This is a genomic window from Lactococcus taiwanensis, assembly GCF_017068355.1.
Lineage (GTDB): Bacteria > Bacillota > Bacilli > Lactobacillales > Streptococcaceae > Lactococcus > Lactococcus taiwanensis.
Map to the genome: position 1 here is coordinate 1,070,438 of NZ_CP070872.1, position 14,339 is coordinate 1,084,776.

19 protein-coding genes and 1 other annotated feature are annotated in these 14,339 nt (G+C 38.2%); of the genes, 14 read left to right on the forward strand and 5 right to left on the reverse strand.

Going from position 1 to position 14,339, the window contains the following annotated elements:
* Positions 1 to 13 precede the first annotated feature (13 nt).
* From nth to JW886_RS05320, 3 genes are read left to right on the forward strand one after another with little or no spacing between them, the layout of a single operon-like run.
* On the forward strand, positions 14 to 670 hold the full coding sequence (gene nth / locus JW886_RS05310; RefSeq protein WP_205272496.1) for an endonuclease III: 657 nt from the start codon (positions 14 to 16) through the stop codon (positions 668 to 670).
* Complete coding sequence (locus JW886_RS05315) at positions 663 to 1,367, forward strand: tRNA (adenine(22)-N(1))-methyltransferase (protein ID WP_205871485.1); 705 nt, start codon at positions 663 to 665, stop codon at positions 1,365 to 1,367. The genes nth and JW886_RS05315 overlap by 8 nt, the downstream gene beginning before the upstream one ends.
* Positions 1,357 to 2,127, forward strand: a complete 771-nt coding sequence (locus JW886_RS05320; RefSeq protein ID WP_205871486.1) for a Nif3-like dinuclear metal center hexameric protein — start codon at positions 1,357 to 1,359, stop codon at positions 2,125 to 2,127. Before JW886_RS05315 ends, JW886_RS05320 begins: the two co-directional genes overlap by 11 nt.
* A 31-nt stretch (positions 2,128 to 2,158) precedes the next feature.
* On the opposite strand, the gene JW886_RS05325 is transcribed toward JW886_RS05320, so the two are convergent.
* From JW886_RS05325 to JW886_RS05335, 3 genes are all read right to left on the reverse strand, one after another.
* Positions 2,159 to 2,527, reverse strand: a complete 369-nt coding sequence (locus JW886_RS05325; protein ID WP_075524639.1) for an iron-sulfur cluster biosynthesis family protein — start codon at positions 2,525 to 2,527, stop codon at positions 2,159 to 2,161.
* Positions 2,528 to 2,664: 137 nt separating this feature from the next.
* Entirely contained in the window at positions 2,665 to 3,480 is an 816-nt protein-coding gene (gene yidA, locus JW886_RS05330) for a sugar-phosphatase (RefSeq protein WP_075524640.1), read from the reverse strand.
* A 26-nt stretch (positions 3,481 to 3,506) separates the two neighbouring features.
* Entirely contained in the window at positions 3,507 to 4,811 is a 1,305-nt protein-coding gene (locus tag JW886_RS05335) for an HD domain-containing protein (protein ID WP_200406782.1), read from the reverse strand.
* Between the two features lie 167 nt (positions 4,812 to 4,978).
* Here JW886_RS05335 and JW886_RS05340 point away from each other — a divergent pair, with 167 nt between their 5' ends.
* From JW886_RS05340 to JW886_RS05380, 9 genes are all read left to right on the forward strand, one after another.
* Positions 4,979 to 5,380, forward strand: a complete 402-nt coding sequence (locus JW886_RS05340) for a YwiB family protein (protein ID WP_205871487.1) — start codon at positions 4,979 to 4,981, stop codon at positions 5,378 to 5,380.
* Between the two features lie 2 nt (positions 5,381 to 5,382).
* The gene (locus tag JW886_RS05345; protein WP_205871488.1) at positions 5,383 to 6,582 is read left to right on the forward strand and encodes an AbrB/MazE/SpoVT family DNA-binding domain-containing protein; all 1,200 of its coding nucleotides are present in this window, start codon (positions 5,383 to 5,385) and stop codon (positions 6,580 to 6,582) included.
* A gap of 49 nt (positions 6,583 to 6,631) precedes the next feature.
* Positions 6,632 to 6,705 (forward strand) — a sequence feature (ribosomal protein L21 leader region).
* Positions 6,706 to 6,745: 40 nt separating this feature from the next.
* Positions 6,746 to 7,060 carry a 50S ribosomal protein L21 gene (gene rplU / locus JW886_RS05350; RefSeq protein WP_003130644.1) on the forward strand — a complete coding sequence of 105 codons (315 nt, stop codon included), beginning with the start codon at positions 6,746 to 6,748 and terminating at the stop codon, positions 7,058 to 7,060.
* Positions 7,061 to 7,062: 2 nt separating this feature from the next.
* On the forward strand, positions 7,063 to 7,398 hold the full coding sequence (locus tag JW886_RS05355; protein ID WP_075524643.1) for a ribosomal-processing cysteine protease Prp: 336 nt from the start codon (positions 7,063 to 7,065) through the stop codon (positions 7,396 to 7,398).
* 1 nt (position 7,399) lies between these two features.
* Positions 7,400 to 7,684, forward strand: a complete 285-nt coding sequence (rpmA, locus tag JW886_RS05360) for a 50S ribosomal protein L27 (protein ID WP_003130646.1) — start codon at positions 7,400 to 7,402, stop codon at positions 7,682 to 7,684.
* A 224-nt stretch (positions 7,685 to 7,908) separates the two neighbouring features.
* The gene (locus tag JW886_RS05365) at positions 7,909 to 8,862 is read left to right on the forward strand and encodes a PhoH family protein (RefSeq protein WP_205272490.1); all 954 of its coding nucleotides are present in this window, start codon (positions 7,909 to 7,911) and stop codon (positions 8,860 to 8,862) included.
* A 94-nt stretch (positions 8,863 to 8,956) separates the two neighbouring features.
* Positions 8,957 to 9,451 (forward strand): rRNA maturation RNase YbeY, encoded by a 495-nt coding sequence (gene ybeY, locus JW886_RS05370; protein WP_205871489.1) that lies wholly within the window; start codon positions 8,957 to 8,959, stop codon positions 9,449 to 9,451.
* Positions 9,435 to 9,890: a diacylglycerol kinase family protein gene (locus tag JW886_RS05375; RefSeq protein WP_082272278.1), complete on the forward strand. Its 456-nt coding sequence runs from the start codon at positions 9,435 to 9,437 to the stop codon at positions 9,888 to 9,890. The genes ybeY and JW886_RS05375 overlap by 17 nt, the downstream gene beginning before the upstream one ends.
* 14 nt (positions 9,891 to 9,904) lie before the next feature.
* Positions 9,905 to 10,471: a nucleotidyltransferase family protein gene (locus JW886_RS05380; protein ID WP_205871490.1), complete on the forward strand. Its 567-nt coding sequence runs from the start codon at positions 9,905 to 9,907 to the stop codon at positions 10,469 to 10,471.
* A gap of 57 nt (positions 10,472 to 10,528) precedes the next feature.
* Here JW886_RS05380 and JW886_RS05385 read toward each other — a convergent pair whose 3' ends face one another.
* Together JW886_RS05385 and JW886_RS05390 are read right to left on the reverse strand one after the other, a co-directional pair.
* The gene (locus JW886_RS05385) at positions 10,529 to 11,176 is read right to left on the reverse strand and encodes a ComF family protein (protein ID WP_205871491.1); all 648 of its coding nucleotides are present in this window, start codon (positions 11,174 to 11,176) and stop codon (positions 10,529 to 10,531) included.
* Positions 11,173 to 12,489 carry an ATP-dependent helicase ComFA gene (locus JW886_RS05390; protein ID WP_205871492.1) on the reverse strand — a complete coding sequence of 439 codons (1,317 nt, stop codon included), beginning with the start codon at positions 12,487 to 12,489 and terminating at the stop codon, positions 11,173 to 11,175. The genes JW886_RS05385 and JW886_RS05390 overlap by 4 nt, the downstream gene beginning before the upstream one ends.
* Positions 12,490 to 12,545: 56 nt before the next feature.
* Here JW886_RS05390 and JW886_RS05395 point away from each other — a divergent pair, with 56 nt between their 5' ends.
* Complete coding sequence (locus JW886_RS05395) at positions 12,546 to 13,175, forward strand: YigZ family protein (protein ID WP_205272486.1); 630 nt, start codon at positions 12,546 to 12,548, stop codon at positions 13,173 to 13,175.
* A gap of 78 nt (positions 13,176 to 13,253) precedes the next feature.
* Positions 13,254 to 14,273: a DUF475 domain-containing protein gene (locus JW886_RS05400; protein ID WP_205871493.1), complete on the forward strand. Its 1,020-nt coding sequence runs from the start codon at positions 13,254 to 13,256 to the stop codon at positions 14,271 to 14,273.
* Positions 14,274 to 14,339: the final 66 nt, after the last annotated feature.

The window sequence follows — 14,339 nt, forward strand, 5'->3', positions numbered from 1 at the left end:
CGGAATTAAAATTATGTTAAGCAAGAAAAAATATTTAGAAGCACTAGAAATTATCGAAGAGATGTTTCCTCAGGCCCATGGAGAATTGAATTGGGAAACACCCTTTCAGCTTTTGATCGCTACTATACTTTCTGCACAAGCAACAGATAAAGGAGTCAATAAAGCAACTCCAGCCCTTTTTGCTGCTTACCCCGATGCTGAAACGATGGCAGAGGCATCTGTTGAAGATATTGAACAAAAAATCAGAACAATTGGTCTTTATAAAACAAAGGCTAAAAATATCCTCAAAACGGCACAAATGCTTACTACTCAGTTTAAAGATGAGCTTCCTGATTTACCAAAGGACAAAAAAGTACTCCAAACTTTGCCAGGGGTTGGACGTAAAACGGCCAATGTTGTGTTGGCAGAAGCCTATGGAATACCAGGGTTAGCAGTTGACACCCATGTTGAACGCGTCTCGAAACGATTAGATGTTGTTCCTCAGAAAGCCTCTGTTCTTGAAGTAGAAGAGAAGCTGATGAAGCTAATTCCGAAAGAAAAATGGATTCAAGCGCACCACCACCTCATTTTTTTTGGACGCTACCACTGTACAGCAAAAAAGCCTAACTGTGAAACATGTCCAGTTTTAGAATATTGTAAATTTGGAAAGAATTATTTAAAAAATGACTGAAATTAAATTATCGCAACGCTTACAAGCCATTGCAAATTTTGTCCCGCAAAATGCTCGACTTGCCGATATTGGCTCTGACCACGCTTTTTTGCCAACTTACCTCGTACAGCAAAAAAAGATTAATTATGCTGTTGCGGGAGAAGTCGTACAAGGTCCATTTGAAATCGCAAAACGTCATGTAGAAGAAGCGGATTTACATAATGAAATTTATGTAAGAAAAGCAAACGGTCTAGCTGCTATCAATGAGCAGGATGGTATTGATACTATTGTGATTGCGGGTATGGGTGGAATTCTCATCACCGAGATATTAAGTAAAGATAAGCCTTTGTTAAACGGTGTATCACGTCTGATTTTACAACCTAATAATCATGAAGATACCTTAAGAAGGTGGCTCCTCGCCCATGACTTTGTGATTTCCCATGAAAGTATTTTGCTGGAAGCTGGAAAATTCTACGAAATCATTGTTGCTGTGCCTAAAAAACAACATCCCGAATTACTGACAGAGCTGTCAGTAACTGAATATTTATTTGGACCGATCCTTCTTACTAAGAAAACAGCGATTTTTAGGCAAAAATGGGAAAAAGAGTTAAGGACCTTAAACAAAATACTCGCTAAACTTCCTCAAAATCAGCATCAGAAACGGGAAGATTTAGAAGAAAAAAAACAGAGAATAGAGGAGGTACTCAGTGAAAATTAAAACACTTATGGCGCAATACGAAACATTTTGCCCACAAGAATTAGCTATGGAAGGTGATCCTGTGGGTTTACAACTTGGTGATCCAGAAAGTGAAGTCAGAAGAGTTTTGGTGACGCTTGATGTTCGAGAACAAACGGTCAAAGAAGCCATTGCTCAAAACGTCGATCTGATTATTGCAAAACACCCGCTTATTTTTCGCCCCTTGGACGCTCTAACAACTCTAGATACTCAGCAAAAATTAATCTGGGATTTAGCTCAAAAAGGTATTGGAGTCTACACGAGCCATACCAACATCGATATTGTTTCTGGGGGATTAAATGATTACTTTTGCCAGCTTTTAGGGCTAACAGATGTTGAAACTTTCAATGATGAAGGTTTGGGTCGTGTGGGTAATCTTCCAATGACAGAACTGTCAGTACTGACTGAACGTGTAAAAAAGACATTTAATCTTGATCATTTACGACTGGTGACCTACGATCGTCAATTAAAAGAAAAAATTCAACGCATAGCCATCTGTGGTGGTTCAGGCGGTAAATTTTGGCCGCAAGCCAAAGAACACGGCGCTGATCTCTATATCACTGGAGATATCTACTACCATACAGGACACGATATGCTCTCTGCTGGTCTCCTTGGAATCGACCCAGGGCATTATATCGAACAAGCATTTATCCCACTTGTAGCTGAAAAAATTCGTGCGTTTGCAACAGATGTGACGGTCATTGAGAGTGCAAGCTCGACCAACCCGTTTTATGATATTTAAAAAAGCCCTTATTAAGTTAAGGGCTTTTTATTTAGAAGCTAGCACTTGTTTTTCCACGAAAATCTACAATCAAAAGGTTAGGACTTAGAAGCTCGGCAGTGCTCCGAAGCTCAATGAGATTGTAAGAGGTATTAAGCACTGTGTACATCTCATCTTGGAAGAAGTAGGCGCCATATCCTTTATAATAAATTGGTCCAAATTCAGAGTCGATTGTCGCATCAAATTCTTTTGGGACTTTTCCTTTATCGACAGCCACAATACGGTAGCGAGAAATCCCGCCAGCACATGCATCAACTGCTGTATTTTCTTCACTCAACGTATGATCGAAATCAAAGACTAAGTCAGCTTCGCCTAAATCTTTAATCTTAGTAGCAGTCTTTTCATCAAATTTAATCTTCATATCTACCTCCACTTCAAAATCAAACTCAAGAATACAAGGATTCTTGCATCTTTAAGTTCATTTTTTTATCATCTGTTTATAATGTTATTATAACATGCAGAAGGGGGAAGTACAGGAAATCTGCTTATAAATTGTAACTAGGCTTCGTAATCTTTCAAAACCCATTCATTGATAGCATAGGCAACACCAGATTCTGCGTTGGATTTCGTCACGTATTTTGCGATTTTTTTCAATTCAGCTTTACCATTTTCCATCACAACAGGGTTCCCAGCAACTTCAAGCATAGACCGATCATTTTCCTCGTCTCCGATAGCCATAACTTCATCTAGATCCAAGAAAAGTTTTTCTGCTAAGTGTTTAACGGCTGAACCTTTACTTGCTTTTTTATTCATAAACTCGAGATAATATGGAGTCGATTTTACCATGTTGTAGCGCTCGAAAAATTCGAAAGGAAGATAGGCAATTCCATCATTTAAAGCTTGAGGTTCATCAACCATCATCACTTTGGCAATTTCAAGCGCAGCTATTTCCTCAGGTTGTCTGAAGTAGAGCGGCATTTGTACCATCTGTGCCTCTTGAACAGTGTATTTACCAAGATCACGGTTTGGAGTATAAATCCCTTCACGAGTAATCGCATGAATTGGCAACCCTATTTTGCGAGCTGCTGCATCTAAATCTAACCAATCTTCTGAAGTGAGCGTCTCTTTGATAAACTCTTCCCCCGTAGCTCTTTGAACTAAGGCACCGTTGTAAGTAATGACATAGTCACCCTGTTCGGTAAGACCTAAAGTTTTCAGTATTTCCACTACACCAGGGAGTGGGCGCCCAGTGGTGATTACTATCTTAACACCAGCGGCTTTTGCTTTAGCGATTGTTTTTCTTACTTCTTCGGTAATTTGGCGGTTAGGGTCAAGTAGTGTACCGTCAAGGTCAATTGCAACAAGTTTAATCATCGTATTATCTTTCTATATTGGATATTTTATAATTTAGAACTTTCGTCACGTTCCTCTTTATCAAAAAAGGTGTCATTCTGAATATGTTTTGTAAATTCCGGATTTTCCATCATTTCTTTTGGAAAATAAAAGCGGCTGTTTCCATGAATAGTACCTGTAAGACTTTTTATTAAGGGAGATAAAACGGACAGCTCAGTTAAAGCTCCATCTTTTTGCAAAATTTTAATTTCTGTCCGTGGCTTTTGAGAACTTGGTCGATAAAAGTCATAGGGAAGGTCATAATTACTGTGAACGCCTGTGTAGTAGTCAGGATCATAGCCCGCTTCCTCAACCAACTGCGTCAAAATTGATAGATCGTCTAGTGAGACAGTATCACGATTAAATTTAATTGATTTTAGTAAATGACGATTAACATAAGCCCTCGCCAAATCTGCCAAGATAGGATCCTCGTGCGTCATCCAAATTTGAAAATAAGTATTCATTACGCCATCATCTAAACGTAGATAATCTTCAAGGCGGTGTTCTTCCCTGAAAAAAGGAACTAAACATGGGCTACTCATGGCAAAATATTCGGGGTATTTTTTATAAAGTGCTTTGGCCCGTGCTAAAAGTTTTTGAAGCAAGACTTCCATCGAACGAGAAGAAGCATGAAAATAAACTTGCATATACATTTGGTAACGACTAACGATATAATCTTCAACCGCATGCATCCCAGAATATTTAAACGCAATGCCATTTTCTGTAGGGACAATAACACGTAAAATCCAAGTTAAATCAAACTTTCCATATACAGCTCCGGTAAAATATGCATCTCGTAATAAATAGTCCATCCGATCCGCATCTATTTGGCTAGAGATAAGTTGAACCACCTGAGGATTTGGATATTCATGTGAGATAACAGAAGCGACTTTTTCTGGGAAATCAGCCGAGACTTGTCGTAAAATGGCATTGACTTCTGTTTGAGGGGAAGTAATAATTTCTCGGGTGACTGCTTCGTGGTCGGTACCAAATAACCCTTCAAACGTATGAGAATATGCACCATGTCCAACATCGTGAAGTAAGGCGGCACATTGTGTAAGCAAATTTTCATCCGGATTCCATTCTAATGGAAAGTTGAGACTAAAGTAATCTGTTATCCTTTTAGCAATATGATACACACCTAAACAGTGTGAAAAGCGCGTGTGTTCTGCCCCGTGAAAAGTAAAACTAGATGTCCCTAGTTGCTTAATTCGTCGTAACCGTTGGAATTCAGCAGTATCAATTAGAGCAGCAATTACGGGATGCGTCACAGTGATGTAATCATGGACAGGGTCGCGGAAAACTTTTTCCAAGTGAGACCTCCTCTTAAGACTCTAAATATGACTTTAGAATGTTGTTTTTAAGTTAAGAGTCTTTTCTTTATTATACCGTATTTTTGAGCAAAATGCTGAACGATTAGTATGGACAACTCCCTTATCTAGGATTTCTATTCTCATGAATATTATAGTAAAATAAACATATGAAAATTACGATTCGCAATAGAGTAAAGATTGATCAACAAGAAGAATTGATTAAAGAAACCTATAACGCACAAATAAAACAAAGTGCTCAGCATACTCTTATAATGTATAAAAATGGAGAAAATGAAAAGGTATTATTAAAGATCAATGATGCAGAGGTAACGATGACACGTTATTCAAGGCAGGCAGTTAAGATGCGTTTTAATCCTGAAATTCCGAGTCATACTACTTACGAAGGCGTTGGGAAACTCTCTATTTTCACGCATCAATTAGATCTTAATCCTTCAAAAGGTCAACTTAAAATAAAATATCAATTGTCGCAAGGTGAGATGAGTATTGGGGAATATCATTTAAGGATTGATTGGAGTGAAGTGCCCGATGTGAAAGAAGAGGAAAGTTAACAATGGAAAAAATACATCTCCCCAAGGAATTATATGACAGGCTTAACTTGAGCGAGGATGAAGAAATAGAAGTAGTCGCCTTGGAAGCAGATAGTTTTACAATTCGTAAAGTTAACGTCACCAAAACGGACCGAGCGGCAACGTGGTTTATTCTACCAACGATTATCGCTTCCTTGATCTTTATTGCTTTTGCCTTTTTCTTGGAACACCCTCATGTCATACCGCTATCCGGTAATGAATCCATTGCGACAGCGGTTATTATTATTGCTAATGCAATTGGAATGTTCACTTTTATTGGTGCTTATTATAAGCGTCGGCAAGATTTCTACCGACAAATGGGAAAACGAATATTTTGGCGGACTTTTGCAACAGTTGTGTTTTCAGTTTTGCTTATCCTTGTCTTATCGACTATCGCGTTCTTCTGGTTTTTAGGACAAATATTTTACGGCGTCAATTTTGGTTTATTTACCTCAACCTTAATTTTTGGAATTTTTTCTGGGATTATTAACTATCTGATGATTTTTGTTGTAGATACATTCTCCATTAATGTGATGGTTAATATGCTCTTGATGGTTTCAATTGGTGGACTGGTTTCCAGTATGGCCACAAATGGTGATCAATATTGGTGGCAGCGGAATTTTAGTTTATTAGGAACACAAGCTTCGCACTCCAGCTGGCAGTTTAATCTGACCCTCATAGTCTCCGCTGCTCTATTTGCAGCTTTAGTAGATTATATCTTTGTCTCTTTAAGACAAAAGATTGGTACTCACCTTCGACAATCTATCCTGCAGGTTCTATTAACCTTGTGCGCTATTTCAATTGGATTGGTTGGACTAATTCCCAATAATGGAGGATGGATGCATGTTGCTCATGACGTAGTAGCCCAATTGATAGTATTCTTTATGGGACTTTCTATCTTAGGAATTCGTTGGTTTTTACCTCAGGCAACACGGAACCTCTATCGCATGTCGTATTTAATTGTCGGCTTAATCTTTTTATCTTATCTGTTATGGCATCCGATTCATTACCTCACCCTTACTGCTTTTGAAATCTTGTCCTTCTCTCTTAGTTTTGCCTGGCTCCTTCTTTTGGTCAACTCCTTAATCAACATGCTTTGGAATGACCAAAAGCTTTACCGAGTAGGACTTAATCCACAAACCAAAGTCACGAAAAAAAAGGAAAAAGAAAATAATAAGGGTTGAAATCCTCTTGAAGAAGTAGTATAATAATGTAGTTGTCTTTGTGAAGTCTCATAAAGTGCAACCGCACGAAGTTTCGTATGAAGTGGCATAAGCCCACGAACTAAGGCGAGTCTAACAGTCGCTTGACTCAAAAAGCGATGAAATCTAACAAGGAGGAATCACAATGTCAAACTATGCAATCATCAAAACTGGTGGTAAACAAGTTAAAGTTGAAGAAGGTTCAGTAATCTACGTTGAAAAACTCAATGTTGAAGCTGGTCAAACCGTTACTTTCGACGAAGTTATCTTTGTCGGAGGCGAAACAACTAAAGTTGGTGCACCACTCGTTGAAGGCGCAACTGTTGTCGGTGAAGTCGAAAAACATGGTAAGCAAAAGAAAGTTGTTACTTTCCAATACAAACCTAAAAAACACTCACACCGTAAACAAGGTCACCGTCAACCATACACTAAAGTTGTTATCAAATCAGTTAACGCTTAATTATGATTGAAGCTTGTATCAGGACAAAAAGAGACAAGATTGTTTCTTATGAAATCTCAGGACATGCTGAATCTGGCGAGTACGGACACGATGTGGTTTGTGCGGCAGTCAGCGTTCTATCGATTACAACGGCGAATAATATCTATGATATGGCTCACATTAAACCTGTGACGCATATGGAAGAAGGTTATCTCTATGTTGAAATCCCTTTGAGCACACCTGAAAAACAAGGCGTATTGGCACAAACTTTGCTCGAAGCCTTTGCAAATGCAATGAAAGCAGTTGAGAAAAATTATGGCCAGTACATTACACTTAAATTTGAAAATGGAGGGCAATAACATGCTTGAACTTAATCTGCAACTCTTCGCCCACAAAAAAGGTGGGGGTTCTACTTCCAATGGACGTGACTCACAAGCTAAACGTCTCGGTGCTAAAGCATCTGACGGTGAACTTGTAAGCGGCGGTTCAATCCTTTTCCGTCAACGTGGTACACATATCCATCCAGGTACTAACGTTGGCCGTGGTGGCGACGATACTCTCTTCGCTAAAATCGAAGGAACTGTTAAATTCGAAATGAAACGTGGTAAAAAACACGTATCAGTTTATCCAGTAGTGGCTAAATAAGAATTATAAAATCTATCTTGTGAAGATAGATTTTTTTATTGCTTAATTAGGAGTAGAAGAAATTACTAATGTAATGCTTGTTGAAGTTGTCATGCACTATGACTTTTTGAACGTTTGTACTTTCAAAGTCAATTAGTACTAGGTTTGTTAAATGACACGACCAATGGCATCGTTCATCGACTTGTGCTATAATGTAAGAAAATGCTTAATTGGAGATTGCTTATTTGACTAAAAGTTCGATTGAATTTAAAATAGAAAATCCAGAGGATACTAGCCTTCTTTTTGGAGTACAAGACAAGTTTCTAAAATTGGTTGAGGCGCAAATGGGCGTGGAGATTAATTATCGGGGTGAAATGGTTCAAATTTTCTCGACAGATGAACAACAAGGCGAAAACGCTCGAAAGGTGTTGCAGGCTTTACAAGTTCTTGTAAGAAGAGGCGTTCCTGTTCAAACATCAGATGTCATAATTGCTATCAAAATGGTTTTGAATGATGACATTGAAAATTTTACCAGCCTTTATGAAATTGAATTGACAAAAGATGCTTATGGCAAACCGATTCGTCTGAAAAATTTAGTACAAAAAACATATGTCGATGCAGTCAAATACCATGATATCGTCTTTGGTATTGGTCCTGCGGGGACAGGTAAAACTTTTCTTGCGGTCGTTATGGCTGTCCAAGCTTTACGTAACGGTGTTGTCAAACGGATTATTCTTACACGTCCAGCAGTAGAAGCTGGGGAAAGTTTAGGATTTTTACCTGGGGACTTACAAGAAAAAGTCGATCCATATTTACGTCCAGTTTATGATGCTCTTTTTCAAATACTGGGAAAATCAGCAACAGAGCGGATGATGGAGCGTGGAATTATTGAAATAGCACCCTTAGCTTATATGCGTGGTCGAACACTTGATGATGCTTTCGTCATTTTAGACGAAGCTCAGAATACCACAACCATGCAAATGAAAATGTTCTTAACAAGACTTGGTTTCAATTCCAAAATGATTGTGAATGGAGACAGTTCACAAATTGACTTGCCGGGTAAAGTGAAATCTGGACTTATTGATGCTAAAGAAAAATTAAGTGCTGTTAAAGCTATCGACTTTGTCTATTTTACAGCGAAAGATGTGGTACGTCATCCGGTTGTTGCTGAAATTATTAAAGCTTATGGTGATGATTAAAAGTGCTTTTATACAAACTTGCTGACAAGGCTGTCAGTATTTGACTTAAGAGAAATAACAACTGATGAAGACTCAGTTTTTAATAGGAATAAACATGTATATCGAATTAGTAGATGAAACAAATAAAGTGCCAAAAGAAATTATTGAACAAACAAAGCACATTCTCAATTTTGCTGCTGAAAAATTAGGGTTGAGGCCTTCAACGGAAATGGCCGTGACTTTTGTAGATAATGCACGTTCACACGAGCTTAACTTGCAATACCGAGATACGGACCGTCCGACTGATGTTATTTCACTTGAATACAAGCCAGATGAAGAGGAATTCTTCTTTGATGAAGAAATGGACATTCCAGAAGAACTGTTGGAAGAAATGGATCCCTTTATTGGAGAGCTCTATATTTCGATTGATAAAGCACAAGAACAGGCGCAGGATTTCGGACACTCACTGGAGCGTGAATATGCGTGGCTTGCCGTCCACGGCTTTTTGCACATTAATGGTTACGATCACTATCCTATGGGCGGACCTGAAGAAGCGGAAATGTTTGGACTGCAAGAGGAGATTTTGACTGCTTATGGACTCACACGATAAGGATGTAAAGCTTTTCAAGAAAAAAGATTTTAATAATGGAAATATCCCTGAAAAAAAAGAGCGTTCCCGTTGGAAAAATCCCAATTTACTTTCCAGTTTAGATTTTGCCCTTTCAGGAATTTGGACAGCTTTTAAAGAAGAAAGAAATATGCGTAAGCACGCTTTTTCAGCAATTGCGGCTATTATTTTTGGACTTATTTTTCAAATTTCTGAATTTGAGTGGCTCTTTTTACTTCTGGCTATCTTTTTAGTATTCATGGCTGAACTATTTAACTCGGCAATAGAGAATGTGGTGGATTTAGCTTCTGACTATCAATTTTATATGCGTGCAAAGCGTGCTAAAGATATGGCGGCAGGTGCAGTACTTGTGATTTCAGGTTTTGCTCTTATTGTTGGTTTAGTTATATTTTTACCTAAAATTTGGCAATTCTTTTTTTAGAAAAGTGTACAAAGATGGGAAGAGAAAAGGAATTTATTACCCTGCTACGAGCTAATAATGAGCTCATGGTTATTTTAGACGAAGTCGCTACTTTAAATTTGCCGAATTACTATATTGCTGCTGGGAGTATCTTTCAGACGGTTTGGAATCAGGTTGATTCGAAATTACCGATGCATGGTGTAGAGGATATTGATGTGGTATATTTTGACGACCATGTTACAGCTGACCAAGCTGTCAGTAAAGATCATGCACTCGAAAAGGAATTATCTCAAAAATTTCCTTTCACTTTTGATGTCCACAATGAGGCATATATGCATTTATGGCGAGGCGGTAATAAAAAGCCTTATCAATCGACGGAAGATGCGATAGGCCGTTGGATTGCGACTGTGCATGCTATAGGGATTACGGGAACATCAAAACACCTTGAGTTTTATGCCCCTTATGGTCTCAATGATATATTTACGAAAACCCTTCGCCCTATTATTCATAAGGATAACAACAAGGAACTTTACGAGAAAAAAATAAAAAGTTGGCAAACACGGTTTTCAAACTTGAGGATTATCGCATGGCCAGAGAAGTGAAGAACAAATGACATGCTACTCTATTGGCATGTTTTTTTAGGATGTTTTAAGTTTAGTTTAACGACAGAGTGAGAAGGTCTTGACAGTGTTGCATCCAGCTTCTTTTAATGTCTTACAGGCATGAACCAGAGTAGCTCCAGTGGTATAAATATCGTCCACTACTATTATTTTTTCTGGAATACTGCTGTTTTCCTTTATTTGGAAAGGGTTGGTGTGGGTCAATCGTTCTTCGCGTGTAAGTGAGCTTTGTGGCTGGCTTTCTTTTTTTGTAAGAAGATGTTGGAGAGGGAGTTTTTCCATAAAAGCTGCAACCTGGTTAAAGCCTCGCACTTGATAACGCTCTGGACTTAAAGGAATAGGAACAATTGTAAACTCCTTTTTGAATTTAAAGTAACTTTTAAACACTTGATGCAACTGATAATCACCCATGAATTTGTAGCGACTAAAAAACTGTTGCATTGAGCCATTATATTTAAAAATTGCCTGATGATTGATTATAATTCCTTTTCGTTCCCATTCTTGACAGTCTTGGCAGATTTCTTTCTCTCCAGATTTATAGCAGCGTGGGCAATGGTCCGCCCCAATTTTTATAAATGTATTTTTACAAGTCAAACAGAGATAAGAAGGATTGCTCTTCAGAGTGATAAGTGCTTGAAAATCAATTGAGGGTGTAAGCGCTTTGGCTTGGCAGATTAAACAATTCATGAGAGGCCCCCTTTAAGATTACTTCTTTTAATTTCTTGTCTTGCTTTCGTCATTGCTCTAGTGCGTCCTTCGTGGAAAAAATAAACGAGACCATTAGGGCGTTCAGACGAGCGTCCGACACGTCCAGCCATTTGTATTAAAGATGATTTTGTAAAATTTGAATGCTCGGCATGGTTAACAAAAACATCAACTTTAGGGAAAGTAACTCCTCGCTCAAGAATGGTTGTAGAGACGAGAATATCTAATTCTCCTTGGCGAAATTGTTGGATATACTCCTGTCGTAAAGAACTTTTAGAAGAGACACACGCTATTTTCTCATGAGGGAAATTTTTTTGTAATTTTTGAGTTAAAAGTTGCCCTGCCTGAATTTCCGCTGCAAAAATGAGTAATGGGAAACCTGTTTTGCGCTGTTTTTTTATCTTCTTGATAAGTTGTGTGTGCCAAAAAAAGCGTGGTAAAATGAGGGGCGACTGATGGAAACGCTGATTAAGCTCCAGTTGTTTTAACGTCCCATTTTTTATCTGCTGCTCTAAATAATTCGTTGAAGTAGCTGTGAGATAAAGAAGTTGTGGCTCTTTTTTCAGCGCCTTTTTCAGTGCAAAATAGAGATAAGGACTTTCAGAGAATGGAAAGGCATCCACTTCATCCACAATAATTAAGTCAAAGGCTGCTTGGAAGCGGAGGAGTTGATGAGTTGTTGCGACAACAAGAGGGGAACGAAAATAAGACTTTCCATGCCCATAAAGGAGAGGAATAGCGCAGGAAAAGTCGTGACTTAATCTGTTATGTATTTCTATGCAAACATCTATTCTAGGACTCACAAAAGCCACGCCTTTTCCACTTTTAAGAAATTGATCAATGAGAGGATAAGTCATCTCTGTTTTACCAGCGCCAGTCACAGCGCGTACTAATGTATGAAAGTGTTTTTTGCTATTACTGACCAGTTGGTCAGCAATATTTTGTTGAGCGGGTGTCAATTTTCCTCTCCATCTCAAATAATGGCCAGCTTGAAACTCTTCTTGAGCAAAAGCATAAAGCCATTCATCAGAGCGCACTCTCCCTAAATTGATACAAGTAGGGCAATAAAAACACCCCAAAGGGAGTTGGACCTCATGTTTGAAATGAAGGCTGCCACAGCGGTTGCATTGTATCTGTCGTTTGTTAACTGAAAACATTCCTTGGATTTTTGTTACTTTAGCGTGTTTCAAAACCTTTTGGGGAGTTATAAGAAATTTATCTTTATTATCACTGACAGGTTGGTCAGTAGCTTTTAGATCGTTTTCTAAGAGGAGTCGTCCATAAAATTGTTCCATATCTTACTATACGGAAATGCTGTTAAATCATCACCAAATTTGTTAAAATCATAAGCATGACCATAACGATAAAAAATGATTTCACCCATGAAGAAGAAATAAAAAAGTCACGTTTTATTTGCCACCTCAAGCGGATAGAAAATGAACAAGAAGCACGAGCGTTTATTAATCAAATTAAAAAGGAACATTGGAAAGCCAATCACAATTGTTCAGCATATACTTTAGGTGATCGCCAGGAAATACAGCGAAGTAGTGATGACGGTGAACCTTCAGGCACAGCAGGTGTACCCATGCTTGAAATCTTAAAAAAGAAAGAACTGATCAATGTTTGTGCTGTCGTCACTCGTTACTTTGGAGGGATAAAATTAGGAGCCGGGGGTCTGATTAGGGCTTATGCGGGCGCAGTAAATCATGCGATTGAAGCAGTAGGTTGTGTGGAGTTTGTTGTACAAAAAGAGTTAGTTCTAACATTAGATTATGCCCTCTATGATAAGTTACAACGTTACCTTGCTAGTCGAAATATTGAAATTATTGAGCCCGTATTTTTGTCTGACATTACTGTCAAATGTTTTATTGAAGAGGATCAGGTCAAATCATTCTTGTCAGAGCTGACGGAGGATTTTAATGGAAAAATTAGCATTCTTAAAGGCAAAACACAGCTTATTGAAAGAGAAATAAAGGATTGATTTATTGGTGAGTTTAAAGCTTTAACAAGATTAAAATATGGTAAAATAGGTTCAATAACTAATTAGAAGAGGAACCCCATGAAACTATTCAGAGGCTCATTTATTGTCACGCTTTTTGCCCTTATTATCGCGTTTATCTATGGCGGATGGAATGGACTTTTTGTCACATTTATTTTAGCTGTTTTAGAAATTTCCTTATCAATTGATAATGCTATCGTAAATGCGCGAATCCTAGAGAGGATGAGTCCAGCCTGGCAAAAGATGTTTTTGACCGTCGGGATTCTTATAGCAGTAGTAGGGATGCGCCTCATTTTTCCCTTGCTAATAGTAGGTGTTTCGGCTCATATAGATCCTATTAGCGCGCTACGCTTAGCCTTAGCAAAAGGTGATCCTCAAGTAATGGGTACGTATGGCTATATTTTGCACCATGCACATCCTCAAATTGCAGCTTTTGGTGGCATGTTTTTACTGATGTTGGCTTTAGGCTTTTTCTTTAATCAGCGTGCTTATACCTGGTTAAAATTACCAGAAAAACTTTTGCAGCGTATCGGTCATTTCCCTGCTGCGAATGCAATTATTTCACTAGGCTTGCTATTACTTGTTTCTGAAACATTGGCTGTAGAGTCACATACGATTTTATTTGCTGGCTGTTTAGGAATTTTGACTTTCTTATTAGTTGATGGCTTTGGTGACATGATGAGCCATTCAAAGGCAGCTTCAACGACTAATTTTATTATCGCTACAGGAAAAGCTGGTTTTGCTCTCTTTCTCTACCTCGAAGTCATTGATGCTTCATTTAGTTTTGACGGGGTCATTGGTGCTTTTGCAATTACCTCAGATCCTATTATCATTTTGTTAGGTTTAGGTGTTATTGGAGCGATGTTTGTTCGGAGCTTAACTCTGTACCTTGTCAAAAAGGGAACACTTAACGAGTTAGTTTATTTAGAGCATGGGGCTCATTGGGCGATTTTGACCTTAGCAATTTTAATTTTAGCAAGCATCAAGTGGGAAATTGGTGATGTTATCACTGGACTCATAGGAGCAGTGATTATTGGTCTGTCTTTTACTTCTAGCATTGTTTATAATCGCAGACATTAATCTATTGCTTTGCTCAAGCACAATAAAGCAAAATAAAAAGGTTTAATTTAAAAACTGATCAAAGGA